The sequence below is a fragment of the Lactobacillus sp. WILCCON 0149 genome (genome assembly GCF_057197965.1).
This window is the reverse complement of the sequence record NZ_JBUBHO010000001.1, coordinates 513,043-535,881: the sequence shown is the minus strand read 5'-3', so window position 1 is coordinate 535,881 and position 22,839 is coordinate 513,043. Positions and strand designations below refer to the sequence as shown.

The window sequence follows — 22,839 nt, the reverse complement described above, 5'->3', positions numbered from 1 at the left end:
GCTTTCAATTATACAGCATTTCACCGGCCTGCTTGCCCTGTCTTGCACGCAAAAAGAGCCCAGCTTTGAGCTGGACCCTTCTTACAGTAATTCTTGTGTGTGTTAAATTTCAGTATTTTACATCATGCCTGGTTGAGCAGGGGCTGCTTCAGGCTTGTCTTCCGGAATTTCTGCCACAACTGCTTCAGTGGTCAGCAAAAGACCAGCAATTGAAGCGGCGTTTTGCAGAGCTGACCGGGTCACCTTGGTTGGGTCGATGATCCCTTCGTCGATCATGTTGACATACTTGTCTTCAGCAGCGTTGTAGCCGACTTCCGGGTCAGCCTTGCGCAGGTGGTCAACAATGACTGAGCCTTCTTTGCCGGCGTTTTCAGCGATTTGTCGAACTGGAGCGGTCAAGGCCCGGGCCACGATGTTGATCCCGGTTTGTTCATCAGCAGTGTCACCCTTGGTTGCCTTAACGGCTTCTTCAACGTTGACCAGGGCAGTACCACCACCAGCTACGTAGCCTTCGTCAACAGCTGCGCGGGTAGCGTTCAAGGCATCTTCTACCCGGTAGCGGCGTTCCTTGAGTTCAGTTTCAGTAGCAGCGCCGACGTGGATTACGGCTACGCCGCCAGCCAGCTTGGCCAGACGTTCTTGCAGCTTCTTCTTGTCAAAGTCTGAACTGGTGTCTTCGATTTGCTTTCTGATGGTGTCAACCCGTTCTTGGATGGCTTCCTTGTCACCAGAGCCGTCAACGATAGTAGTTGAGTCCTTGGTGATGGTTACCCGGCGGGCTTGACCCAATTGGCTGAGCTGGGTGTCCTTGAGTTCCAGACCCAGGTCTTCAGAAATAACCGTACCGCCAGTCAAAGCAGCGATGTCAGCCAGTTGTTCCTTGCGGCGGTCACCAAAGCCAGGAGCCTTAACGGCAACAACGTTGAAGGTACCGCGGATCTTGTTCAAAACAAGAGTTGGCAAAGCTTCGCCAGTCACGTCGTCAGCGATGATCAAGAGAGCGCGGCCTTGTTGCACGATTTCTTGCAGCATTGGCAAGATGTCTTGGATGTTGGAAATCTTCTTGTCAGTAATCAAGATGTATGGGTTATCCAAGTCAGCTTCCATCTTGTCGTTGTCAGTTACCATGTATTGGGACAGGTAGCCGCGGTCGAATTGCATCCCTTCAACCACGCTCAGTTCAGTTTCAATCCCGCGGGAGTCTTCAATAGTGATGACGCCGTCGTTGCCGACCTTTTCCATGGCTTCAGCGATCAAGTCGCCGATTTCCTTTGAAGCACTTGAAATTGAAGCAACTTGGGCGATTTGGTCCCGGCTGGAAACTTCGTGGCTGTTCTTGTGCAATTGGTCAACGGCTGCTTGGGTAGCCTTTTCGATCCCGCGGCGGATGCCAACTGGGTTGGCACCGGCAACCACGTTCTTCATGCCTTCTTGCACGATAGCTTGGGTCAAAACAGTGGCAGTGGTCGTACCGTCACCGGCGATGTCGTTGGTCTTTGAAGCAGCTTCAGCCACCAGCTTGGCCCCCATGTTTTCGTAGTGGTCTTCCAGTTCAATTGCCTTGGCGATCGTCACGCCGTCGTTGGTAATCGTCGGGTTGCCGTAGCTTTGTTCCAAAACGACGTTTCTGCCCTTAGGCCCCAAAGTCGTCTTGACCGTGTTGGCCAACTTGTCAACCCCGTTTAAAAGTGAACGTCTTGCGTCTTCTGAAAACTTAATGTCTTTTGCCATTTTTTAATTTGCACTCCTTAAATTACTTAACGATTGCCAAAATGTCTTTTTCATGAAGGACTAAGTATTCCTTGCCTTCGTACTTGACCTTGGTGCCAGAATACTTATCGTATAAAACTTCATCGCCCTCTTGGACGGTCATAGGAAGCTTGCTGCCATCTTCAGCGTACAGGCCGCCGCCTACGGCAACAACCTTGCCTTGCGTTGGCTTTTCCTTAGCGTTGGAAGCAAGTACGATGCCACCAACGGTTTGTTCTTCAGCTTCTTTAACTTCAACGATCACGCGATCTCCAATTGGTTGTAACACGTTATTCCCTCCTGAAATTAATTGTCTTTAGAAATTCTTTAGCACTCATCTTGATCAAGTGCTAACTTACAACTATGATAATAATCCCTTTTTCCAAAAAAGGCAAGAGAAAAATAGCACTTTTTAGGCGAGAGTGCTAAAAAGTGCTGTTTTCCTTATTTATTCGTGTTGTCCATGGCCTTCTTCCGCTCTTCCAGCTGCTTTTTAATCATTTCGTCAGAGTCGAGGAAGTAGATCAAGGTCTGCAATTCGGTAGCCAGGTCGACGTTTTGGATCCGGACCCCGTTTGGGGCGGACAGGCGGATCGGGGTAAAGTTCATGATCCCCTTGATCCCGGCTTCAATCATTTCATCAGCCGTCTTCTGGGCCGTAGCCTGGGGAACGGTCAAAATGGCGATCCGGATCTGCTGGTCAGCGATCTGCTGCTTCATTTCATCCATTGAGTAGACCGGCACCCCTTGGGTGATCTTGCCAGTGATTTCCGGGTTGATGTCAAAGGCGCAAGAAATTCTGATATTGTTGCTGCGCTTGAAGTTGTAGTTCAAAAGAGCGTGGCCCAGGTTGCCGACTCCGACCAGGGCAACGTTGGTCAAAGTGTCCTGGTTGAGGATCTTCTTAAAGAAGCTGAGCAGGTTCTTGACGTCATAGCCGTAGCCCCGCTTGCCCAGGGCGCCGAAGTAGGAAAAGTCCCGGCGGATTGAAGCGCTGTCGACTTGGACGGCTTCAGCCAGTTCAGTTGAAGAAACCTTGTCTTTGCCTTCATCATTCAAAAGAAGCAAGTAGCGGTAATATAGCGGCAATCTTTTGGCAGTAGCCTTGGGAATTCTAAATTTGTTGTTCATAAAAGATGCCTCCGTCTGATTAGTTATTTGTGAATGTGAATCTGTAATCAATCATCTATTATGATACCCGTTTTTACTAGCCTTTGGCAAGTCATATTTTCACAATATTTGCCATAAAATCCTTTTCATCGATTTTTTTCACAAATCAATTGAAGGAGCCTGGCTCTTTTTAAAGCTGGGAAAGAAAGGAAAAATCTGCTGAAAATCATTGCCAGAGCCGTCAGCCGGGCCTTTGCATGGTACAATGTTTCAAGGTGAAAAAATATGATAATAGCACAAGGACACAATTTGGAGCAACGCTTCGGGGCTGCTCCTATATTCAGCAAGGTTAACTTTTCAATTGAAAACAATGCCCGGATCGGTCTGGTCGGACCAAACGGGGCCGGGAAAACGACCCTTTTAAAGATCATGACCGGCCGCCAGGAGGCCAGCCAGGGCGAATTTACCGTCAACAAGGGGATCGAACTCGGCTACATCGCCCAGGAGCACGACTTTGACGAAGAAAAGTCGATCTGGGAAGAGATGCTGACGGTCTTCCAGCCCTTGATCGACCAGGGCCAGCAGCTGGAAAAGCTGCAGTATGCCATCGCCGACCACCCGGAAGACGAGGAGCTTCTCCGCCGCCTGGACCAGGCCCAGTACAATTTTGAACAAGCCGGCGGCTACACTTATCAAGCCGAAATCAAGAGCATGCTCAACGGCTTCAACTTCCCGGAAGCGACCTGGAATAAGCAGATTGCCAGCCTGTCCGGCGGGGAAAAGACCCGGCTCAGCTTCGTCAAGCTGCTTTTGAAGAAGCCCCCGCTCCTGCTTTTGGACGAACCGACCAACTACCTGGACCTGGATACTTTGGACTGGCTGGAAGCCTTCCTTAAGAACTATCCAGGTGCCATCCTGACGGTTTCCCACGACCAGTACTTCTTAGACCACCTGGCCACGCAGATTTTTGAACTCCAGCATGGCCAGCTGACTGTCTTTAAAGGCAACTACAGCCAGTACTTAGCCCAGAGAGAACTCCGCGACCAGCAACAGGAAGCCGCTTATGAAAAGCAGCAGGAAGAAATCAAGCGCGAGGAAGAGTTCATCCAAAAGAACATCGTCCGCGCCTCCACTACCAAGCAGGCCCAAAGCCGGCGCAAGGCCCTGGAGAAGATGGAACTGGTCGACCCGCCAAAGCACAAGTCAAAAGTCCGGATCAAGTTTGACAGCGCCCGGCCATCCGGCAAGGAAGTCTTGATCTTGAAGGACCTGGCCGTTGGCTATCCAGACAAGACCATGCTTAAAGACATCTCCTTCCAGATCAACAAGGGCGACCGGGTGGCCATCATTGGGCAAAACGGGATCGGCAAGTCCACCCTTTTAAAGACCGTCATGAAGCAGCTGCCGGTTAAAGCTGGCTCAATCAAGTACGGGGCCAGCCTGGATATTGGCTACTATGACCAGGAACTGCAGGTCTTGGACTACTCTAAGACCGTGATCGACACCATTTGGGACCGGCACAAGGACATGAACGAAAAAGACATCCGGTCGATCCTGGCCAGCTTTTTGTTCACGGCCAAAGATATCGACAAGCAGGTCAGCCAGCTGTCCGGGGGGCAAAGAGCCCGCTTGACTCTAACCGTCTTGTCCATGGAGCACAACAACTTCCTTTTGATGGACGAACCAACCAACCACTTGGACCTGGACGCCAAGGAAGTTTTGGAAAAAGCTTTGGACGATTACGACGGCACCCTCCTCTTCGTTTCCCACGACCGCTACTTCATCAACGAACTAGCCAACAAGATCGTCGTTGCTAAAGACGGCCACGCCAAGATCTATGAAGGCAACTACACTTACTACTTGAACGAAAAGGCCAAGGAAGAAGCCGCCGCCCAAGAAGCTGCTGCTGAAGAAAAGCCAACCATCAAGGCAGTCAGCGAAAACAAGCTCTCCTACCAGGAGCAGAAAAAGCGGGACTCTGAAAAGCGGAAACTGGAGCGGCAGGTTGCCCAGGCAGAAAAAGACCTGGAAAAGCTGGAGGCCAAGGAACAAGAAATCCAGCAGGCCATGGCTGACCCGGCTATCGCTGCCGACTTCAGCAAGCTGGGGCCTTTGCAGGAAGACTTGACTGCTGTCCAGGAAAAGATCAGCCAAGTTACCCAGGCCTGGGAAGATGCCTCCCTGGCTTTAGAAGAATTTTAATTTTAGACAAAGTAAAAGCAAGTCCGTTTCTGGACTTGCTTTTTGTCTGCATTTTATTTTGCTTTTTACTTGTATTCCTCGGCGTAAGGCAGTTCCATTGACGGGTCCGCGTCCAAGGTCAAGTCGGCAAAGTCGCCGGCCAGGTACTGGTTGTAAGCGGCAGCCCCGATCATAGCCGCGTTGTCCCCGCAGAGCTTAAGCGGCGGCAGGACAACTTTTGGTGCCTTTTCCAAAGCCCCGATTTCCTTGTTCATCCGTTCTCTTAAGCCCAGGTTGGCGGCAACCCCGCCCCCCATGATAAAGGTCTTCGGCTGGTACTGCCGGATAGCCCGCATGGTCTTTTCAGCCAAAACGTCCACCACGGCCGCCTGGAAGCTGGCCGCCAGGTCATACTTATCCAGCTTCTGCCCCAATTGATCAGCATGGTGGCAGGTATTGATAAAGGCACTCTTCAGGCCTGAGAAAGAGAAGTCGTAATTGTCTTCATCAATCATGGCTCTAGGGAAGCCGAAAGTGTCCTTGCCCTGGTGAGCCCACTGGTCGATCGTCTTGCCGGCCGGGTAGTTGACCCCCAGGACCCGGCCGATCTTGTCATAAGCTTCCCCGGCCGCGTCGTCGCGGGTGTCGCCCACGATTTCAAAGTGGGTCGGGTCTTTCAGCAAAACAATTTCAGTGTGGCCACCGGAAACCTGCAGGGCCAGGGCCGGGTATTCGATCGGTTCAACCAGCTGGGCAGCTGAAATGTGGCCCATGATGTGGTCAACCCCGATGAGCGGCAGGCCAGTAGCCATGGAAGCCGCCTTGGCCGCGTTGATCCCGATCAAAAGTGCCCCGACCAGGCCAGGGCCATGGGTTACAGCGATGGCGTCCAAATCTTCCCAGCTGACCTTGGCTTCTTCCAGGGCTTCCCGGGTAATCTGGGTAATCACTTCGATATGATGGCGGCTGGCCACTTCCGGCACGACCCCTCCGAAGCGGGCATGGCTCTTGATTTGGGTAGCCACAATCAGGCTTTCGATCTCTGACCCGTTTTTGACCACGGCAGTCGAAGTCTCGTCACAGGAGCTTTCAAAAGCTAAAATGCGAATGTCTTTCTTTTCCTTCACAGTCAGTTCTTCTTTCTTAGATGGCAGATCATGTTCAAACCGTCGCTGTCAGGACGGTCATCATTGTTGTAGTAGTTCTTGCGGACAAAATTGTCTTCAAAGCCAAGCCGGCGGTAAAGTTCCTGGGCCTTCTTGTTTTCGACCCGCACTTCCAAAGTAACCGCCTTGAGGTCGGCAGACCTAGCCAGGTCTATAACTGTCTGCACCAGGTAGCTCCCGATCCCCTGCCCTTGCTCTTTGGGCACCACCGCCAAAAAGGTAATGTGGGCCTTAGATAAACTGAAGCGGCAGCCGATGGCCCCGGCCAAAAATTCCCCCTCAAGCAAAAGCAGGTAGAGGGAATCCCGGCGGCGCAGCTCTTCAGCAAAAACTTCCTCGTCCCAGGGCAGGCGGCCGGCATAAACTTCTTTTTCCAGCAAAAGGAGGCGGGCAAGTTCGCCAGCCTCCGCTTTTTTTAAGCAGTATTCATGGCCGCTGATGCTGATTGCCCGGGGGGCGAACTGCACCAGGTCAGCTTTAAAGAATAGTCCCATAAGTCTAAACTTCTTCTACGTATGCACTGTCTGCTTCAAATTCCTGGCCGGTTTTCTTGGCCCAGTCGTACTCAGCCTGCGTCCGGCGCAGGTAGTTCGGCACAGCCTGGTCCGGATCAAGGACCGGGGAATTTACCGCCAAACGGCCAATGGCACTGGCATGCAGGAGGTTTTCCTGCCCTTCAGCCAAGCGCAAGTCCTTGTCGGCCAGACCTGCCGCGATTTCTTCCTGGTACTTGTCAAAGTCGCTGCCGACAAAAATCACCTTTTGGTCAGGCAGAGCCGCTACTTGCTTTAAGAGTTCACTTAAGTGGTAGTGGCCGTCAGCAAGCACTGCTTCCCGGCCCCGGTAGGCCCCGGCAAAAAAGTTCTTGTTTCTGGCGTCCAATGCCGCCACAACCAAGGCATCTTCACCGGCAAAGTTCTGGGCAAGAGCCTGCAAGGTTGAGACCCCGACCAGCTCTTTATTCAAAATGCTGGCAAACATCTTAGCCGTAGTCAAGCCGACTCTGAGGCCGGTATATGAACCAGGCCCGATCGCTACCGCGAAACGGTCGATGTCTTTTAGCGCCAGGCCGTTTTCTTCCAGCAGGCTGGCGATGTCTGGATCAAGGTCAACGCTGTGGTTGCGCTGGTTTTCCTCGATCTTTTCGCTGACCACTTGGTCATCTTCATTCAAGGCAACGCTCAAATCGCTCGTTGCCGTCGAAATGCTTAAAATCTTCATTCTCTAACTTTTATTTCCTAAAACTTTCTACTCAGCTTGACCCGGGACAAGGCTTCCAGGACAAACCAAACCACGACCATTTGAATCCATGGGGTGATCATTTCCTTGAGGATCCGGCTGGACAAGGCTGTCATGAAGTTGGCCCCGTACATCATGCTGACCCAAAGGGTGTTCAAACCGATGTTGCAGATCACAGTGACGCAGATCACGGATGCAATGACCCGCCAAACTTGAACGGGCTTTTTGTACAAGAAGAAACCGTAGATCATCGGCCCCAAAGCAGCGGTCAAGGTATAACCGATAAAGAAGCCGCCCAGGTTGCCAAAAATCGCGGATGATACCAAGTCGCTCAAGGCACCGCCGGCAAAGCCCCACCAAGGCCCAAACAAGTAGCCCAGCATGACGCTGCCGATAAAGCCAAGGCCCACCTGCAAGGTGGCATCCCCAACCTTAAACTGCTCTAAAACCACCTTGATGGCGATAACCATGGCCAGCAAGACCAGCTCCCGCAGCTCCAGCTTGCTGCTTACTTTTGATTCACTTTTCACAAGTCTGTCCTCCTAAAAAATGGCTTAACAAAAACAACTGAATCAGTCTCTATTAAAACACATTTTTTGCCAGTTTACCTCACAAAGTGCCATAACTTCACCTTGCCGGGTGATGGCGTGACAGGTCTTGACAGCGCTGTCTTCTGTTTCCTGCATAACCTGGCAGGCAACTTCATCGCCGTATTTGATTTCCTTCTCAAACTTGATGGCCAGGCTTTTCGGCTCATGGCTGTTGACAAAATCCCGCGGCAGACTGTCAACGATCCAGTCCAGGTAGTGGGCATTGTTGACGTGGTGGTTGGAATCCAGGTCATAGTAGTAGGCCCGGTAGATCTTTTCGTCTGAATAAGCGGCTTTTGGCCGCAGTTTCTTGAAGCGGGGCATCTTGGCCAAAAGGGGTGCTCCCAGTTGCCCAGCAATTTTTTCATCGCTTGGCAAAAGCTTTCTGGTCTGTAAATCAAACAAAATCCACTGACTGTGGGCGATGACCAGGTCATTCCCTGCTTCGTCCTCAATGCCGAAGTCCCGATAGGACAAAAAACGGTTGTAGCCAACCGCTTCAGTCCAAACCTTGACCTTTTGCCCGGCCCGGGGCAGGTCCGTAAATTCAAATTCGTACTGGGTGACTACCCAGCCCCAGCCCCTCTCCTTCATGGCGCTGGCCCCGCCTGAAGTAGGCGCAAGCTGGCCTTCAGACGTTTCCATCATCAGGTCGATCATTCTGGGCAATTTCAGCTGGCCGCTTTCCCCGCAGTCAGCGTATTCCAGCTGGTAATCCTTGTAATATCTCATTTTGCTCCCTCTTGGTGGTAGCGGTCATAGAGCTCGTTTTTAGAAACTCCCTGGCTCTTGGCCACCTGCTTGATGGCATCCTTTTTAGAAACGCCCTGGTCTACCTGTTCTTTGACCATGTCTACCAGGTCAGTCCAGTCCAGGGTCTTTTCTTCCGTATTTGGCGACACCAAAACGACGAACTCACCTCTGGGATCAACTTCCTTAAAGTGCTGGATGACTTCTTCCAAGCTGCCGCGGACGAATTCTTCATGAATCTTGGTCAGTTCTCTGGCGCAGACGATCTGCCGGCTGCCAGGAATTACTTCCGCCATCTGTTCCAGAGTCTTCAAGAGCCGGTGAGGTGCCTCATAAAAAATTGAGGTAGCTCTTGAAGCATTGATTTCTTCTAAAAATGGCCGCTGCTGGCTGGCCTTGCGGGGCAAAAAGCCGTAGTAGGTAAAAGGCTGCCCGTCAAAACCGGAAGCGATCAAGGCCGTGGCAAAAGCCGACGGGCCAGGCAGGGGAACGACTGGAACATTGTTTTTAATGCATTCCTGGACCAAAATATAGCCGGGATCGGAAATCACCGGCATGCCGGCATCGCTGATCTCGGCGATTGTGGCCCCATCCTGCATCAACTTGACCAGTTCAGGCGCCTTTTCTTTTGAGTTGAACTTGTGAAAGGCCACCATTTTGTTGTGAATGCCCAGCCGGTCCAGCATGATGCCGCTGGTTCTGGTGTCTTCAGCGGCAATGTAGTCAGCCTCTTCCAGAATCCGCTTGGCCCGGATCGTAATGTCTTCCAGGTTGCCGATGGGCGTAGGCACCAAATAGAGCTTGCCCTGCTGGTCATCCGCGTAGCTGTGTTGCGTTTGCATTATTTGTGCACCGACTTCTTTCCAAAATTATCCAAAATATCTAGGCAAAACATGCAGTCCGCGCTGGGATCACGGTGGGTCCCGTAGTACATGTTGCAAATATGGTAGCCAGACTGGTAGATCTGCTTGAGCATGGCCATCCCGCTCTGGCTCTTGCCTTCGTGTTCTTTAACCGTCAATTTGTCCAGCTTCTCGCGCAAAAGCTGGTTTTCAACCTTGAGCTCGGTATTTTCCTTCAAGCTCTCCAGCACCTCCTGCTGCAGGGAGTCCATGCTCTTGAGCATGCGTTCCATCTGCTGCTGCAGCTGCTGCAATTTAGTATATGGGTCCACTTTCCTTACCTGCCTTTACTGCTGCCACTTTAAGGCCAAATAGTCCAAATTGTTCAAAAAGCCGACATTGCTCTGCCGCATCCGGTCAACCTGCATTAAGTCCGCCAAAAAATCTGCCGCTTCCTGGTAGTCACCCTTTGCCAGGTCCTTTTCGCCCCATTTCTTGAGCAAAATCCAGACATACTTTTCCCAGGCCTTGGTCCCCTGCTTTTTAACCAAGCCCGCCAGCTGGTGGGCAGACACGATGGCCAAAGAGTCATGCTCGCGGAGTTCCTGGTAAAAGTATTTGACCGCCTGGTCGATCTCCTGGCTGCTTTTAACCTGGTCAACTTCTTCCTGGCTCATGCCATTGGCCAAAAGGAGCCTGTCTTTGCTGGAAGCTGCCTGCTGGCTGAAATTGATGATCTGAGTCCTGGACTTGATCGTCGGCAGAATCTGCCCGCCATTATTGGCAATCAAAAAAGTGACTACCGGAGCAGCTGGCTCTTCCAGCAGATTGAGCAGGGCGTTTGCGGCCGGCAGGGTCAGCTTCTGGGCATGGTTGATCACGAAGTAGCGCCGGTCGCCTTCCAAGGGGCTTTTGGCTAATTCCTGCTTAAGTGGCCGGATCTGATCAATCGCGATCGACTGCTTGTTTTCTTCTGTATCGATCAAAAAGACGTCCGGGTGGTTGCCTTCCAGAATCCGCCGGCAAGCCGGGCAGGTTCCGTCCGGCTTCTCTTCGCCCGTGCAGTTCACGTAGCAGATCAGCCAGTAGGCAGTGTTTAAGGCTTCCCCCTCATCGCTTGACAAGAGCAGGTAGGCATGCGACAGCTGCCCCCGGTCCTGGGCTTGCTTGAGCTGCCGGGATTCGGCCCCGCCAATTTGCTTTAAATCCAGCATTAAAAGTGGAGGAACTGGTCAACCGGCAAGACGAAGACCGTCGCGCCGCCGACCGTGATGTTGACCGGTTCAATCGGCTGCTCGAAGGAAATGCCTGGGTGCAGGCCAGGGTTGATCGTTTCTTCTCTGGTTTGGGAATGCTCTTCGATCAGCTTTAAAACGTCTTCAACGTCTTCATCTTCCACCCCAAGCAAGAAGGTGGTGTTGCCTTCACGCAAAAAGCCGCCCGTTGACGCCAGTTTAGTGGCGCCGACATTGTTGTCGACAAAAGCTGCCTGCAGGCGCTTGGCGTCTTCAGACTGGACAATGGCAATGATCAGTTTCATCTTGATCCCCCCTAAAACAATTCTGGAAATCTGCTTTTCACCAGTTTAACACTTGCGGCCACGACTTGCGGCAAATCTTGACTCGCGTCGACCACTTTTATCCGGTCCGGTTGTTTTTGATTGACTTTCTGGTAGCCCTGGTAGACCTTTTCATGGAAGTCCAGCTTCTCTTGTTCCAGCCGGTCTTCACTGCCTGACCGGGCCTTGGCGATTCTGGCCAGGCCCTGGGCCGGGTCCAAATCCAAAAAGATGGTCAGGTCCGGCTCCAAGTGGCCGGTGGCAAAGGCGTTGATCTGGGCTACTTCATCAATCCCCAGTCCCCGCCCCTGGCCCTGGTAGGCCAAAGAAGAGTCGACGAAGCGGTCGGAGATGACCAGGTCTCCCCGCTTTAAAGCGGGATTGATGATCTCGCTGACGTGCTGGGACCGGCTGGCCGCGTAGAGCAGGGCCTCGGTCTTGGCGTTCATTTCGGTGTTGGCCGGGTCCAGGATGATGTCGCGGATTTTTTCAGCAATTTTTGACCCGCCTGGCTCCCGCGTTACCAAAATCTCCCGCTTGCACTGGCCCTTGATGGCCTTGACGACTTCATTGATCACTGTCGTTTTGCCGGCGCCGTCGGGACCTTCAAAAGTGATAAAGTAACCTTGCATTTGTTCTTGCCTCCTAACTATCTATTTTACAGAACTAAGGCTAGTATTTACAGAGTTAACTTCCCACTAAATCTAGTAGGTAAAAATTGCAAAAAAATAATCCCCCGAAATTGAGGGATTAATACGCTTCTATTGGGAAATGGCGTTGGTGACGCCGGTATATGAAGCATGGCGGTAGCGAGCCTCATCGTATAAAAAGGCATACTCAGCTCTTAAAATCTTGTCCGCCACGATATTGTCGTCAGACATGTCCAGGGTCGTGTTGTCCAGGCCCTTGCTGAGGCTGATTTCCTGCTGCAGCTTTTCCACCAAAGCCATCAGCTTCTCATCTTCTGCTTGCTTGATTTTGTCGCTGTGCTTATTCATGCTATAGCTCCGTTCTTCCTTGAACTGCCCGCTTCAAAGTGATCAAGTTGGCGTACTCAATGTCAGAGCCGACCGCCAGCCCCGCGGCCAGGCGGGTGACCTTAAGGCCGGCCGGCTTGATCAAGCGGGAGATGTACATGGCCGTTGACTCCCCTTCAGGGGTGGAATTAAGGGCCAGGATGACTTCTTTGGCGTCATCGTTTTTCTGCAGGCGGACGATCAAGGACTTGATGTTGATCTGCTCCGGCCCGATCCCGTCCATCGGAGACAAGACCCCATGCAGGACATGGTAGAGGCCGTCATATTCGCCCATGTTTTCAAAGGCCATCACGTCCTTGGCTTCTTCAACCACCATGATGGTTGACCGGTCCCGGGCAGGATTGCTGCAAATGGCGCAAGGGTCCTGCTCGGTGATGTTGCCGCAGATTGAGCACTGACGCAGTTTTTCCTTAACGTCAACTAAAGACTGAGCGAATTCGTCCACGTCTTCTTTAGGCATGTCCATGGCGTAAAAGGCCAGGCGGGTCGCCGTCTTTTCACCGATGCCCGGCAGTTTCATGAAGGAATCGATCAAGCGGGCAATTGGCAGTGGGTATTGCAAATTACATCAAGCCTTTCGTGTACTTGCCCAGGCTCTGCTGGGTTGCCTGGTCGATCTGCTTCAAGCCCTTGTTGACGGCGTCGATGACCAGATCTTCCAGCATATCCGGGTCATCCGGGTCAATAGCTTCCGGCTTGATGGACAAGCTCTTTAAAGTCCGGTCGCCGGTAAAAGTGGCGACTACCATGTCATCAGCTGCCTTGCCGGTGAATTCCTGGGTCGTGATGTTTTCCTGTTCCTGGGCCATTTGTTCCTGCAGCTTCTTGGCTTGCTTCATCATCTGCTGCATGTTCATGCCGCCCATTCCTGGGAAAGCTGGTCTCTTGCTCATGAAAAAAATCTCCTTTTTGTTTCGTTTTTATCTGCTTAATTTTAACGCGAAAAAAGTTTTTTGGCGAATATTAGTCCTTGATCTGGGCCAGAGAGCCAAAAAGTTCTTCTGCCTTGCTTACGACCGCATCATCTTCCGGCGGAGCCTGGTCCGGCAAAGGCGGCTCAGGAGCTGCTTCTTCTGCCGGGGCCGGCTGGGCCTTGGCCCGAAGCTGGCTAGCGTGTTCTTTGATGAAGTCCTGGCGGATCTTCGGCCATGCTTTTTCATCAACGATGGCGATGGTCCAGCTCTCCTTGGTCAATTGCTCCAGGTCAGCTTTCAGCGTTGCTAAAAATTCCTGCGGATTTGTGGCCAGCTGCCAGGCCCGTGACTGGCTGGACAAAAGAACTGCCCGGTCGCTGGCCGCGATCGGCTGCAAAAAGCCCAAGACCGTCTTGGCTGGTTCGGCCAGCATGCTTGGCAAGTCCCGGTCCCAGAGGTTGCGGGCCTCGGCTAAGCCGGGCTTGGTGGCCTGGCTTAAGACCGCGTAGATCTCTTCCTTGCTGCTGGTGATCTCGGCCTGCAGATTTTCAGCTTGTTGCTGCCTTTCAGCTGCCTGCTGGGCCACTTCAGTTGCCCCGCCCTTTTGCGTGTACAGCTGCTGGTTGAGCTGGAAGACATGGCGAGGGCTGAAGCCCTGGCTTGGCCGCTGACTCAACTGCTGGACCTGCTGGGTCAGCTGGTGGACTTGTTCTTTCAAGACCTTGACCTGCCGCTCTAAGGCCGGGTCACTGGCTGAAGGCGTTGCGGCTGGCTGACCTGCCTGGCTATTTTGCCGCTTCTGGCTGGCCTGGACTAAAAAGACCTCCAAAGGAATCTGCTGCTGGTTGGTAAAGCGGAGGCTGCCCAGGGCATCGTTAGCCTGGTCAATAATCTGGCTGAAGCGGTCTGGGCCTTGCTGGGCAATTTCCTGGGCAAAGTCTTCCGTCAGGAATTCCCCCTGCCCCGTTTTGCCATAAAGCATGGCTTGGACGGCCAGGCTGATGATTTCATTTAAGATGTTCTGAGCACTGGCTCCGTCTTGAATGGCAGACTTAGCCAAGTCCAGGGCCTGCTGGCTGTCCCCGTTTAAGAGGGCCAAAAGGAGCTTTTCTATTTGCTCCTGGGCGGCAAAGCCGGTGACCTCCAGGGCGTCTTCGTAGCGGACTGAGCTTTTTTCAAAAGAAAGAAGCTGGTCCAAAATACTCAAGGCGTCCCGCATCCCCCCGTCAGCGACCTGGGCGATGACCTTTAAGGCCTTGTCCTCGTATTCGACCCCTTCCTGGCCCAGGATGTATTCCATCCGCTTGACCATGGCTTCGTTAGAGAAGCGCTTGAAGTTGTAGCGCTGGGTTCTGGAAATGATGGTGGCCGGAACCTTCTGCAGTTCGGTCGTCGCCAAAATGAAGACGACGCTGGCCGGCGGCTCTTCCAAAGTCTTCAAAAGGGCGTTGAAGGCCGAAATCGACAGCATGTGGACTTCGTCGATGATGTAAACCTTGTACTTGCCTTCAGTTGGGGCATAGTGGACCTTGTCTAAAAGGTCGCGGATTTCGTCAACGCTGTTGTTTGAGGCCGCGTCCATTTCGATGATGTCCGGCATTGCCCCCTTGTCTGCGGCCAGGCAGTTGCTGCACTCGTTGCAGGGCTCGCCCTCTTGCAGGTTCAGACAGTTCAAGGCCTTGGCAAAAATCTTGGCGCATGAGGTCTTCCCCGTCCCCCGCGGGCCGGCGAAAAGAAAGGCATGCGAGACCTTGCCCCGGATAAGTGAATTCTTGAGGGTATCGGTAATGGCTTCCTGCCCAACCACATCATCAAAGGTGCGCGGGCGCCATTTGCGATACAAAGCTTGATAAGCCATACATTCTCCCCGTAATGAAAAAGCTCCTAGCCCCGAAGAGCTAAGAGCCTGTTAATTGCTAAATAAAGGGCACATGCCCAAGCGACCTTAGTGCTGCTACCTTCCGGTCCTGACACGCTTCGGAGGTCGAACATTGCCCAACCAATATTGTAACCTAAACTAATCCTTTTGGCAATTTTCCTGGGCTTTTTTTGCCAATTTTTGCTTGCGGCGGATTTCCCGGAAGAAATCTTTCAAAAGCTGGGCTCCCTGGTCTTTGTAAAGACCCCGGATGACCTTGGGATGGTGGTTGAATTTTTCCACGCTGAAGAGGTCAACCACGCTGCCGGCAGCGCCGGCTTTGGGGTCCATGGCCGCGAAGTAGACTTCCTTGATCCGGGAGTTGATAATGGCTCCGGCGCACATGGCGCAAGGCTCCAGGGTAACAAAGAGGCTGCAGTCGATCAGGCGCCAGGAGTCAAGCTTTTGGCAGGCTTCCTTAATGGCCAGGATTTCGGCATGAGCCGTCCCGTCTTCATCCAGCTCCCGCCGGTTGTAGCCCCGGCCGATGATCTGCCCGTCTGGGCCCACGACAACGGCCCCAATGGGAACCTCATCTTGCAAGCGGGCCTTTTCCGCTTCAGCAAAGGCTGCCTCCATATAGGTCTTTTTCTCTTCGCTTGAATACATTATTTCTTCACGCTCTTTAAAATGTAGTAGCCCTTGTCCCGGGTCAAGATTTCGCAGTTGCCAAAAGATGCTGCCATCAGCTTTTTCGCGCTCGGTGCCCCCTGCTTTTTCTGGATGACGACCAGCAAAATCCCGCCTTCTAACAGGTGGTCCTTGGCTTCTGACAAGATGCTGGACCAGATGGCTTTGCCGGCCCTAATCGGCGGGTTGGTCACGATCATGGCATATTGGCCAGCAACTTCTTGGTAGCGGTCTGAGGCAAAAATATTGACGTTGCCTGCCCCATTGGCCGCCGCGTTTCTTCTGGCCAGATCCATGGCCCGCTCGTTGACGTCAACCATGTCGACTTGGCGGTCTGGCCACTTTTTAGCGGCAAAAAGGCCGATCGGGCCATAGCCGCAGCCGACATCCAGGATATTGCCGCCTGGCAAATCCTGGTCCAGCATCTGTTCAATCAAGACTCCGCTGCCGTAGTCGACCCGGTTTTTGGAAAAAACGCCGGCATCCGTGGTCAAGTTCAAATTAATGCCATTAAGGTGGTAGTTGACATGATGTTCGTCATGGCTGGCCGTGGGATTTTCAGTAAAATATTGTTCAGCCATCTTAAGCCTCACTGATCTTTACGGCGTCTTCGCCGTCGATTTCACTGACCTGGACCTGGACGTCCTCGCTGGCCGCCGTCGGGATGTTCTTGCCGATGAAGTCCGGCCGGATCGGCAGTTCCCGGTGGCCCCGGTCGATCAAGACAGCCAGAGCGATCTTAGCAGGCCGGCCCTGGTCCATAATCGCGTCAAGGGCTGCCCGGATGGTCCGGCCGGTGTAAAGGACATCGTCAACCAGGATGACCGTCTTGCCGGTCAAGTCAAAGGAAGTGTCAAAGCTGGCGATAGCCTTGGCCTTTTCTTCCCGGCTGAGGTCGTCGCGGTAGGCGGAGATGTCCAAAGACAGAACTGGCAGCTGGCTGTCTTCGATCTTGGCCAGGCGGTCACCGATTCTTTGGGCCAGGTACCAGCCCCTGGTCTTGATCCCGATCAAAACCAGGTTTTCCGTCCCCTGGTTTCTTTCCACAATTTCGTAGCTCATTCTGGTCAGAGCCCGGCGGATCCCCGCTTCATCCATGATATTTTTGCTCATTTTTATTCTCTCCGTATTGTAGTTTTTCTTTCTATTCTACTTTTTGTGTCAGTTGCTGTTTCTTTTATCTGTTAAAAAAGCATCGCTAACCATTTTATAAGACTGGCCCTTATTCAGTCAAATTCCGCCAGTTCTTTTCATAAGCGCTGGCCACCAGGTCCAGGTACTTGTCATAGTCAAGCGAGTTCAAAATTGCTTCCTGCTCTTCAGCTGCAAGCAGGTTGATCGCCCGGTTTTCCACGTGCATGGACCAGTCAGGTGACAAATTAGGAATCTTCTGGACGGCAGCCTCCCGGCCCTTGGCCAAGTTTCCCAGGCCGTTAGCCTTAAGAACGGCCAGGGCTTCTTGGTCATGCTGAATTACGGCTTCCCCGCTTCTCTTGCGCTTGTTCAGCATGGCCGGGGTCAGCTTTTTAGCCGCGGCGGAATACAGGTGGACCGTCTTAGGCAGGCCGTCTTGGTAGATAAAGACCCGGTTGTAGCGCTGCAAGATTAAAAGCTGGCCGGCATCTCCCCGGCCGAAAATGCAGTTGGCCCGCTCCTTGCTGTGGTTGGCTGAAAGGACATTTTGAAACATTCTGAGCCGGTGGGCCGGGTCTGGGAAGGCTTCCTTGGCTTCCTCCAGAATCTGCCGGCCAAGGTCACGGTCAAAAGGCGCCGCCAGGTCGGTTCTTTTTTCCAGCAGATAGCGGCTGAGGGCCCAGTCGATAATGGCCGGGTGGGCCAGGGACTTGGTCGGGCTGGTGTCCTTCCGGCAGGCCAGGCTGCCTGAAGCTGACAGAACCTTGGTCAAATCCGGGCTGGCTTCCAGGCGGTTGTTGGAGTCTTTAGAGACCAGGTAGAGTTCTTCCGGGACAATCTCCACCCCAATTTCAGCAGCTTCTTTAGCCAGAATCTTCCGGTTTAAGTCCGCATCTAAGACTGAGTAAAGGCCATCAGTATTGGTCGACACGATCCGGGCTCCGGCATAGGTCTGGGCCTGGCCAATCATATAAGTGAAGAGCTGGCCAATGATCCGCATGGACCGGATTCGGTTGTTCATTCTAATGGAGGACGGCACCCGCCCTTCTCTAGGGTCAGCGGCCCCGGTAGCTGAGTTTAAGATCAGCTTGGTCCCTTCTCTTTCGATATTGAACATCCGCCGCTCTTCGTCGCTGTATTGAGGATCGGTCCGCTTTTTGTCCAGTTCCTGCTTTCTTTCAAAAATTGCCGTATACCGGTCTTCACCTAAGCGGTCATTGTAAAAAGCATTCAAGCGCCGGAGCATGTTTGGATAGTAGGAGGTAAAGTCTTCGTGATTGGTCAGGTCGCTTGAAGTAAAGGCGTAGCGGTCATCCAGTCTGACCCGGCCCCCCTGCTTTTTGAAAACGGATGGTTCATCTTGGCTGAAGTCCCGCCAAAACTGGCCCCGGTCGGCCGGATCTGTCTGCTCCATCAGCTTGATCGTTGCCTTAGTGGTCAAGAAGGTCTGGTACTTTTCCACCCGGCCGTCTGGCAGGGTGACTTCCCTGGCCTTACGCAGGTCCAGGGGATCCGGGTAAAGCTTTTGTACATAAGCCAGGTCAGCCTGCTTTTTCTCCCAAAGGGCATGGTCCTTTAAATAAAGCTCTTTATTGTACTCTGACCCATGCAGGCCGCCGACAGAGAAAGTAATGTAGCAAGTCGACGGCTGACCATCTTTTTGATAGTAGAAAAGGTTGGTGTCTTCGTCTTCAACCTCACTTAAGTCGCTGACCGGCAGGGCCTGGTCGCCGTAATCTTCCTGGTATTCCTTGGAAGGATTGAAGTTCTTGCCAGCAAACTGCTTGTAGTAGTCATAGACCCGATCAAACTTCTTGCGTAAGTTTTCGTCCTCAAAGAGCTTGTAGAAAAAGTCCCGGCTTTCTTCCAGGATATCCCTCTTCTTTTCCCCGGTCATTGCCGCCACGCTGGCAGCCGGGTACAAAAATGAAACGGCCCGGTCGTCTTTTAAGCGGCCATATGGGCAAATAGTCCGGCGGGCAAAGTTGGCGGAAGTAGAATCAATGGTCAAGCGGTCTTTTCTGACAAATTCTGGGCCGATTTTAGGCTTGTAGCTGCTTCCGTCTTCTTGGTAGATCAAGTCCGGGTACTGACCCAGGAGGCCCTTTTTCAAAATAAACTGCCCTTGGTAGTAAGGATGGCAGAAAAGCTCCTTCAGGTTGACCACGTCAGAGACATTGTAGGCAATGAGATCTGCCAGTTCTTCGGGACTGGTCAAGTAGTCCTGGCCAGGCTTTAACTTGTCACTTTCCAGAATCTGCCAGCCCAACATCCCCAAAAGCCGCTTGAGGCCAACCCGTCTTTGCCGCTCATTGAGCTGGGCCACATCGATGTGGCGGCCGGACATTTGGAAATTTTTGGCAACTAAGCCCATGGTCTTATCCTGCCAGAGGCGCAGGCGCATGTTGCCAATATAGCGGCTGAAGAGCTCATCGTTAAAGTCTCGCATCTCCCTGGCCGTCACGGCTGAAAATCTGTCCCGCTTGCCGTTTTCGCCAGGCTGCCAGGCTCTGGTGAAGTAATAAGCCAGCATGGTCAAGTCATAGTTGCTGGAGTTGTAGCCCATTAAATACGGCGCCTTTTCTTCCTGGTAACCCTCATCCGTATCGCAGACCGGGCGGAACTGGTCCGGAAAAGAGGACGGGGCTTGGGGATCATTGACATACTGGGCATCTGAGACGCCAAAGGTCTGGGCCAGGCGAGCGGCAGCTGAGCTTGTCCGGAGATTGTAGTAGTAGATCTCTCCTTTAAAATTCTGGTTCTTCTCCCGGATCCGCTGGGCAGCAGCCTTCTTAAAGTCCAGGCTGTCTTCGTCATTTAAAGCAGGATCATCGACTATATAATAAATGTCGACCCGCTGGTCGTCTGGCCGGTAGCAAGACAGGGTAAAGGCATTGGTCAAAGATTCGATATCGTAAAAGTATGAATTGAGTTGGCTCATTTTTTCCTCCAGTCTTTTACCAATATTTTAGCAAAAAGCAAGAAAAAAGCGGGCCATCAGGTCCGCTCCCGTTCTTTGCCGTGCAGCTGCTCATAGCGCTCCAGCGACATTGAAGTTACGTGATAATTCTTGCAATAAGGGCACCGGTAAGCCCGAATCGGCATCGGCCGCCAGTGTTCATGGTTGATTTCGCGAAGGTGAACGGTCACTTCTTCTTTATAAAGAAACAGATCGGCATCGAACTTCGTCTTAAAGGCCCGCTTGCCGCTCGGACAAACCAGCAGACGGCTGCGGCGTGCCCGGCGGTAAGCCTTGTTAGCTTGACTCTTTGTCATTGCCACGCCCCCTTACTCTTTTCAGAAGTAAAACAGCAAATCACTGAATTCTTATCTTAATATTCACTTTCTAGCTTGATTTTAGCACCATTGACCGGCCAGCTCAATTAATATCACTTTTTACCTAGTTTTTGGTAAGCGCTCTATTGTTTTTTAATAAAATAAGGGCGATAATAAACTAGTGTGCAAAGAATATTTCATGAATTCTTAGGAGGCAAAATGAGAAAATTAACTAAGTCTGTCGTGACTGCCTTGTCACTGGCAACCGCAACCCTGTCAGTAATTCCGCAAGCAGCCGCTCCGGCCCAGGCAGCTACTCAGACCAAGACCAGCAAGGAATACGTAAATGGCAGCTATACTGTAGCCGCCAGCTTCTACGACAGCGGCAGCAAGGTTTATTCAACTGAAGCCAGCTTTTTGACGGCAGCCGCTGCTAAGGTCACGATCAAGAGCAAGAAGATTTCTTCAGTGTCCTTCACCCTGGCCAAGGACAGCCCGGTCTACAGCGACCTGACCATCAACGGTTCCAAGGCTAAGACCAGCACTGGCAAGGATGGCAGCGTAACTTACACCTTCGCGGCCGGTGCTTACCAAACCAGCACTAAGACCGCCACTTTCACGGTCAACGGCAGCAAGTTCAGCGCTGACGTTGTCTTCAGCGCTTTGCCAAGTTCAGCAACTGTAACCGTTACTGAAACCTCAGCAGTGGTCAAGAAGAAGGTACAAAAGACCTCAGCCGTTTACAACCGTGACGGTGCTAAGACCAAGTACAAGTCAATCAAGGCCGGCAAGACTATTACTACTTACGGCACTTTGACCCGGGGCACTACTAAGTACTACAAGGTTTCCAAGACTGGAAACAAGTATATCAAGGCTTCCAACGTTGACGGCCGCTACATTACTTTAAAGAACGCTGCTGCCGTTTACACCAAGGACTTGAAGAAGACCAAGACCAGCTACAAGAAGGGCAAGAAGGTTTACGCTTACGCCTACGCTATCTTGGGCGGGGAAAAGTACTACAAGCTTGGAACTAACAAGTACATCAGCGCTTTGAACGCTGACGGCCGCTACATCACTGTCAAGCACGGTGCGGCTGTTTACAGCAAGGACTTGAAGAAGACTGGCTCTTCATATGGTGAAGGCAAGAAGATCTTGACCTTCGGCCGGACGACTTTGAGCAACAAGAAGAAGTACTACCAAGTTGGTCAAAACAAGTTCATCGTTGCTTCCAACGTTGACGGCACGACCCGGACTTTGAAGAAGAATGCCTACATCTACAAGAAGTCCAAGGGCAAGGCAGTTCGCTACAAGAAGTACGTCTTGAAGAAGAACAGCCACCGCAAGACTTACGGCAGCGCCGTAACCATCAAGGGCAAGAAGTACTACATCATCTCAGTTGGCCAATACGTGGTTAAGTCCAACTTCCGCTAAAATTGAATATACTAAAAAAGGTTCTGCTTTTGCAGAATCTTTTTTTATTGTTTTTTAATTTGAGAAGGACGATAATAAATTAATATCCAGAATAGATTGTTCAATAAATTAGGAGACAAGATTCAAGCATGAAAAAGCTAAGCAAATCCATCGTGACTGCCCTGTCACTGGCCACGGCCACCTTGTCCGTGATTCCACAGGCAGCTCCAATCCAGGCAGCAAGTAAGACCAAGACCAGCACAGAATACAAGGATGGCAGCTACACGGTAATGGTCACTGTAGAGAACCTGGGCAACAACATTGATGTTCCTTCCAACTTTTTCCCTTCAGCCACAGTAACGATCAAGAACCATAAAATTGCTTCCGTGTCGATTGACGTAGATAATATTGACGACGAGGGCGAATACTATGTCCAGGTCAATGATGAAGTTGCGATTGGTGAGACGAAGACCTTAACCTTTGACGGCTCTGCCTACAAGAACGGCCTGCAAAACGCAAATATCAACGTCAACGGCGATCCATCATACTGCAACATCACTTTTGGCGACCTGCCTGGCTCAGCCTTCGAGACGGTTACTGAGACTTCCGCTACGGTTAAAAAAGTCGTCAAGCGGACCGCGGCGGTTTACGACAGAAATGGCGCGAAGACCAAGGACAAGGCCATCAAGGCTGGCACAAGCATCACCACTTACGGGACTTTGACCCGGGGAAACGTCAAGTACTATAAGATCTCCAAGACTGCTAACAAGTATGTTCAGTCATCCGACGTTGACGGCCGCTACATCACTTTGAAAAACGCGGCTGATGTTTACACCCAGAGCCTGGAAAAGACAGATGTCAGCTACAAGAAGGGCCAAAAGGTCTACGCTTACGCCTACGCCATCTTAGGCGGGGAAAAGTACTATAAGCTGGGCACTGACCAGTACATTAGTGCTTTGAAAGCTGACGGCCGCTACATCACGGTCATGCACAGCTCTGCCGTTTACAGCAAAGACTTGAAGAAGACAACTTCTTCTGTCGCTGAAGGCAAGAAAATCCTGACCTTCGGCCGGACGACTATTAAGAATAAGAAGTATTACCAAACCGGCTACAACTCCTTCATCTCTGCTTCAAACGTTGACGGGACTACCCGGACCTTGAAGAAGAACGCTTATATCTACAAGAAGTCCAAGGGCAAGGCTGTCCGCTACAAGAATTATGTATTGAAGAAATACAGCCAAAAGCAGACTTACGGCAACGCCGTGTCAATCAAGGGCAAGAAGTACTACATCGTCGGCGTCGGCCAGTACGTGACCAAGTCCAGCTTCCAGTAAG

At 52.0% G+C, this 22,839-nt stretch carries 25 protein-coding genes and 1 other RNA gene; 3 read left to right on the top strand and 23 right to left on the bottom strand.

Translation table 11 applies throughout. The features are described from left to right. Nucleotides 1-117: 117 nt before the first annotated feature. The 3 genes from groL to ACYVUV_RS02625 all read right to left on the bottom strand — a co-directional run bounded on the left by groL (nt 118) and on the right by ACYVUV_RS02625 (nt 2,880). Nucleotides 118-1,731, bottom strand: coding sequence for a chaperonin GroEL (groL, locus tag ACYVUV_RS02635; RefSeq protein ID WP_439775415.1), 1,614 nt, complete (start codon nt 1,729-1,731; stop codon nt 118-120). Between the two features lie 22 nt (nt 1,732-1,753). Continuing rightward, nucleotides 1,754-2,038 (bottom strand): co-chaperone GroES, encoded by a 285-nt coding sequence (groES, locus tag ACYVUV_RS02630; protein ID WP_270449034.1) that lies wholly within the window; start codon nt 2,036-2,038, stop codon nt 1,754-1,756. Between the two features lie 155 nt (nt 2,039-2,193). Then, nucleotides 2,194-2,880 carry a redox-sensing transcriptional repressor Rex gene (locus tag ACYVUV_RS02625; protein WP_439775416.1) on the bottom strand — a complete coding sequence of 229 codons (687 nt, stop codon included), beginning with the start codon at nt 2,878-2,880 and terminating at the stop codon, nt 2,194-2,196. 264 nt (nt 2,881-3,144) lie between these two features. Here ACYVUV_RS02625 and ACYVUV_RS02620 point away from each other — a divergent pair, with 264 nt between their 5' ends. Continuing rightward, nucleotides 3,145-5,061 (top strand): ABC-F family ATP-binding cassette domain-containing protein, encoded by a 1,917-nt coding sequence (locus tag ACYVUV_RS02620; protein ID WP_439775417.1) that lies wholly within the window; start codon nt 3,145-3,147, stop codon nt 5,059-5,061. Nucleotides 5,062-5,126: 65 nt separating this feature from the next. Here the strand turns inward: ACYVUV_RS02620 and tsaD are convergent, their stop codons facing one another. The 20 genes from tsaD to ACYVUV_RS02520 form a co-directional block, all read right to left on the bottom strand. Beyond that, on the bottom strand, nt 5,127-6,167 hold the full coding sequence (gene tsaD / locus ACYVUV_RS02615) for a tRNA (adenosine(37)-N6)-threonylcarbamoyltransferase complex transferase subunit TsaD (protein ID WP_439775418.1): 1,041 nt from the start codon (nt 6,165-6,167) through the stop codon (nt 5,127-5,129). Between the two features lie 2 nt (nt 6,168-6,169). Then, complete coding sequence (gene rimI, locus ACYVUV_RS02610; RefSeq protein WP_439775419.1) at nt 6,170-6,700, bottom strand: ribosomal protein S18-alanine N-acetyltransferase; 531 nt, start codon at nt 6,698-6,700, stop codon at nt 6,170-6,172. Between the two features lie 4 nt (nt 6,701-6,704). Beyond that, nucleotides 6,705-7,427, bottom strand: coding sequence for a tRNA (adenosine(37)-N6)-threonylcarbamoyltransferase complex dimerization subunit type 1 TsaB (gene tsaB / locus ACYVUV_RS02605; RefSeq protein ID WP_439775420.1), 723 nt, complete (start codon nt 7,425-7,427; stop codon nt 6,705-6,707). A 17-nt stretch (nt 7,428-7,444) separates the two neighbouring features. Next, the gene (locus tag ACYVUV_RS02600) at nt 7,445-7,975 is read right to left on the bottom strand and encodes a folate family ECF transporter S component (RefSeq protein WP_439775421.1); all 531 of its coding nucleotides are present in this window, start codon (nt 7,973-7,975) and stop codon (nt 7,445-7,447) included. Between the two features lie 42 nt (nt 7,976-8,017). Further along, complete coding sequence (locus ACYVUV_RS02595; RefSeq protein ID WP_484498966.1) at nt 8,018-8,767, bottom strand: acyl-[acyl-carrier-protein] thioesterase; 750 nt, start codon at nt 8,765-8,767, stop codon at nt 8,018-8,020. Beyond that, nucleotides 8,764-9,627, bottom strand: coding sequence for a 16S rRNA (cytidine(1402)-2'-O)-methyltransferase (gene rsmI, locus ACYVUV_RS02590; protein ID WP_439775423.1), 864 nt, complete (start codon nt 9,625-9,627; stop codon nt 8,764-8,766). The genes ACYVUV_RS02595 and rsmI overlap by 4 nt, the downstream gene beginning before the upstream one ends. Next, the gene (gene yabA / locus ACYVUV_RS02585; protein ID WP_050890498.1) at nt 9,627-9,959 is read right to left on the bottom strand and encodes a DNA replication initiation control protein YabA; all 333 of its coding nucleotides are present in this window, start codon (nt 9,957-9,959) and stop codon (nt 9,627-9,629) included. Before yabA ends, rsmI begins: the two co-directional genes overlap by 1 nt. Before the next feature lie 15 nt (nt 9,960-9,974). Further along, on the bottom strand, nt 9,975-10,841 hold the full coding sequence (locus ACYVUV_RS02580; protein ID WP_439775424.1) for a DNA polymerase III subunit delta: 867 nt from the start codon (nt 10,839-10,841) through the stop codon (nt 9,975-9,977). Next, nucleotides 10,841-11,167, bottom strand: coding sequence for a cyclic-di-AMP receptor (locus tag ACYVUV_RS02575; protein ID WP_439775425.1), 327 nt, complete (start codon nt 11,165-11,167; stop codon nt 10,841-10,843). Before ACYVUV_RS02575 ends, ACYVUV_RS02580 begins: the two co-directional genes overlap by 1 nt. 11 nt (nt 11,168-11,178) lie before the next feature. Next, nucleotides 11,179-11,817: a dTMP kinase gene (gene tmk, locus ACYVUV_RS02570; protein WP_439775426.1), complete on the bottom strand. Its 639-nt coding sequence runs from the start codon at nt 11,815-11,817 to the stop codon at nt 11,179-11,181. A 129-nt stretch (nt 11,818-11,946) separates the two neighbouring features. Then, on the bottom strand, nt 11,947-12,183 hold the full coding sequence (locus ACYVUV_RS02565) for a YaaL family protein (protein WP_439775427.1): 237 nt from the start codon (nt 12,181-12,183) through the stop codon (nt 11,947-11,949). Nucleotide 12,184: 1 nt separating this feature from the next. Continuing rightward, the gene (recR, locus tag ACYVUV_RS02560) at nt 12,185-12,784 is read right to left on the bottom strand and encodes a recombination mediator RecR (protein WP_439775428.1); all 600 of its coding nucleotides are present in this window, start codon (nt 12,782-12,784) and stop codon (nt 12,185-12,187) included. Between the two features lies 1 nt (nt 12,785). Further along, the gene (locus ACYVUV_RS02555; protein WP_270449056.1) at nt 12,786-13,115 is read right to left on the bottom strand and encodes a YbaB/EbfC family nucleoid-associated protein; all 330 of its coding nucleotides are present in this window, start codon (nt 13,113-13,115) and stop codon (nt 12,786-12,788) included. Between the two features lie 70 nt (nt 13,116-13,185). Next, nucleotides 13,186-14,994: a DNA polymerase III subunit gamma/tau gene (gene dnaX / locus ACYVUV_RS02550; RefSeq protein ID WP_439775429.1), complete on the bottom strand. Its 1,809-nt coding sequence runs from the start codon at nt 14,992-14,994 to the stop codon at nt 13,186-13,188. A 53-nt stretch (nt 14,995-15,047) separates the two neighbouring features. Continuing rightward, nucleotides 15,048-15,141: signal recognition particle sRNA small type (gene ffs, locus ACYVUV_RS02545), an RNA gene on the bottom strand. 12 nt (nt 15,142-15,153) lie between these two features. Further along, the gene (tadA, locus tag ACYVUV_RS02540) at nt 15,154-15,663 is read right to left on the bottom strand and encodes a tRNA adenosine(34) deaminase TadA (RefSeq protein WP_439775430.1); all 510 of its coding nucleotides are present in this window, start codon (nt 15,661-15,663) and stop codon (nt 15,154-15,156) included. Then, nucleotides 15,663-16,265 (bottom strand): class I SAM-dependent methyltransferase, encoded by a 603-nt coding sequence (locus ACYVUV_RS02535; protein WP_439775431.1) that lies wholly within the window; start codon nt 16,263-16,265, stop codon nt 15,663-15,665. Before ACYVUV_RS02535 ends, tadA begins: the two co-directional genes overlap by 1 nt. A 1-nt stretch (nt 16,266) precedes the next feature. Next, a complete protein-coding gene (gene pyrR, locus ACYVUV_RS02530) occupies nt 16,267-16,797 on the bottom strand; it encodes a bifunctional pyr operon transcriptional regulator/uracil phosphoribosyltransferase PyrR (protein ID WP_439775432.1) in 531 nt (176 codons plus the stop codon). A 109-nt stretch (nt 16,798-16,906) separates the two neighbouring features. After that, on the bottom strand, nt 16,907-19,759 hold the full coding sequence (locus ACYVUV_RS02525) for a hypothetical protein (RefSeq protein ID WP_484498965.1): 2,853 nt from the start codon (nt 19,757-19,759) through the stop codon (nt 16,907-16,909). A gap of 56 nt (nt 19,760-19,815) precedes the next feature. Next, nucleotides 19,816-20,094, bottom strand: a complete 279-nt coding sequence (locus ACYVUV_RS02520) for a hypothetical protein (RefSeq protein ID WP_439775810.1) — start codon at nt 20,092-20,094, stop codon at nt 19,816-19,818. A 219-nt stretch (nt 20,095-20,313) separates the two neighbouring features. Here ACYVUV_RS02520 and ACYVUV_RS02515 point away from each other — a divergent pair, with 219 nt between their 5' ends. Further along, entirely contained in the window at nt 20,314-21,525 is a 1,212-nt protein-coding gene (locus tag ACYVUV_RS02515; RefSeq protein ID WP_439775809.1) for an SLAP domain-containing protein, read from the top strand. 128 nt (nt 21,526-21,653) lie between these two features. After that, nucleotides 21,654-22,838 carry an SLAP domain-containing protein gene (locus ACYVUV_RS02510; protein WP_439775808.1) on the top strand — a complete coding sequence of 395 codons (1,185 nt, stop codon included), beginning with the start codon at nt 21,654-21,656 and terminating at the stop codon, nt 22,836-22,838. The last annotated feature ends 1 nt before the right edge of the window (nt 22,839 follow it).

Bases quoted from the DNA above. Each gene is read 5' to 3' on its own strand.
- groL (WP_439775415.1), bottom strand. From the start codon at position 1,731: ATGGCAAAAGACATTAAGTTTTCAGAAGACGCAAGACGTTCACTTTTA.
- tmk (WP_439775426.1), bottom strand. From the start codon at position 11,817: ATGCAAGGTTACTTTATCACTTTTGAAGGTCCCGACGGCGCCGGCAAA.
- ACYVUV_RS02555 (WP_270449056.1), bottom strand. From the start codon at position 13,115: ATGAGCAAGAGACCAGCTTTCCCAGGAATGGGCGGCATGAACATGCAG.
- ACYVUV_RS02575 (WP_439775425.1), bottom strand. From the start codon at position 11,167: ATGAAACTGATCATTGCCATTGTCCAGTCTGAAGACGCCAAGCGCCTG.
- ACYVUV_RS02620 (WP_439775417.1), top strand. From the start codon at position 3,145: ATGATAATAGCACAAGGACACAATTTGGAGCAACGCTTCGGGGCTGCT.
- ACYVUV_RS02625 (WP_439775416.1), bottom strand. From the start codon at position 2,880: ATGAACAACAAATTTAGAATTCCCAAGGCTACTGCCAAAAGATTGCCG.
- ACYVUV_RS02525 (WP_484498965.1), bottom strand. From the start codon at position 19,759: ATGAGCCAACTCAATTCATACTTTTACGATATCGAATCTTTGACCAAT.
- pyrR (WP_439775432.1), bottom strand. From the start codon at position 16,797: ATGAGCAAAAATATCATGGATGAAGCGGGGATCCGCCGGGCTCTGACC.
- dnaX (WP_439775429.1), bottom strand. From the start codon at position 14,994: ATGGCTTATCAAGCTTTGTATCGCAAATGGCGCCCGCGCACCTTTGAT.
- rimI (WP_439775419.1), bottom strand. From the start codon at position 6,700: ATGGGACTATTCTTTAAAGCTGACCTGGTGCAGTTCGCCCCCCGGGCA.
- ACYVUV_RS02595 (WP_484498966.1), bottom strand. From the start codon at position 8,767: ATGAGATATTACAAGGATTACCAGCTGGAATACGCTGACTGCGGGGAA.
- ACYVUV_RS02535 (WP_439775431.1), bottom strand. From the start codon at position 16,265: ATGGCTGAACAATATTTTACTGAAAATCCCACGGCCAGCCATGACGAA.
- ACYVUV_RS02520 (WP_439775810.1), bottom strand. From the start codon at position 20,094: ATGACAAAGAGTCAAGCTAACAAGGCTTACCGCCGGGCACGCCGCAGC.
- ACYVUV_RS02565 (WP_439775427.1), bottom strand. From the start codon at position 12,183: ATGAATAAGCACAGCGACAAAATCAAGCAAGCAGAAGATGAGAAGCTG.
- ACYVUV_RS02580 (WP_439775424.1), bottom strand. From the start codon at position 10,841: ATGCTGGATTTAAAGCAAATTGGCGGGGCCGAATCCCGGCAGCTCAAG.
- ACYVUV_RS02510 (WP_439775808.1), top strand. From the start codon at position 21,654: ATGAAAAAGCTAAGCAAATCCATCGTGACTGCCCTGTCACTGGCCACG.
- tadA (WP_439775430.1), bottom strand. From the start codon at position 15,663: ATGTATTCAAGCGAAGAGAAAAAGACCTATATGGAGGCAGCCTTTGCT.
- rsmI (WP_439775423.1), bottom strand. From the start codon at position 9,627: ATGCAAACGCAACACAGCTACGCGGATGACCAGCAGGGCAAGCTCTAT.
- tsaB (WP_439775420.1), bottom strand. From the start codon at position 7,427: ATGAAGATTTTAAGCATTTCGACGGCAACGAGCGATTTGAGCGTTGCC.
- ACYVUV_RS02515 (WP_439775809.1), top strand. From the start codon at position 20,314: ATGAGAAAATTAACTAAGTCTGTCGTGACTGCCTTGTCACTGGCAACC.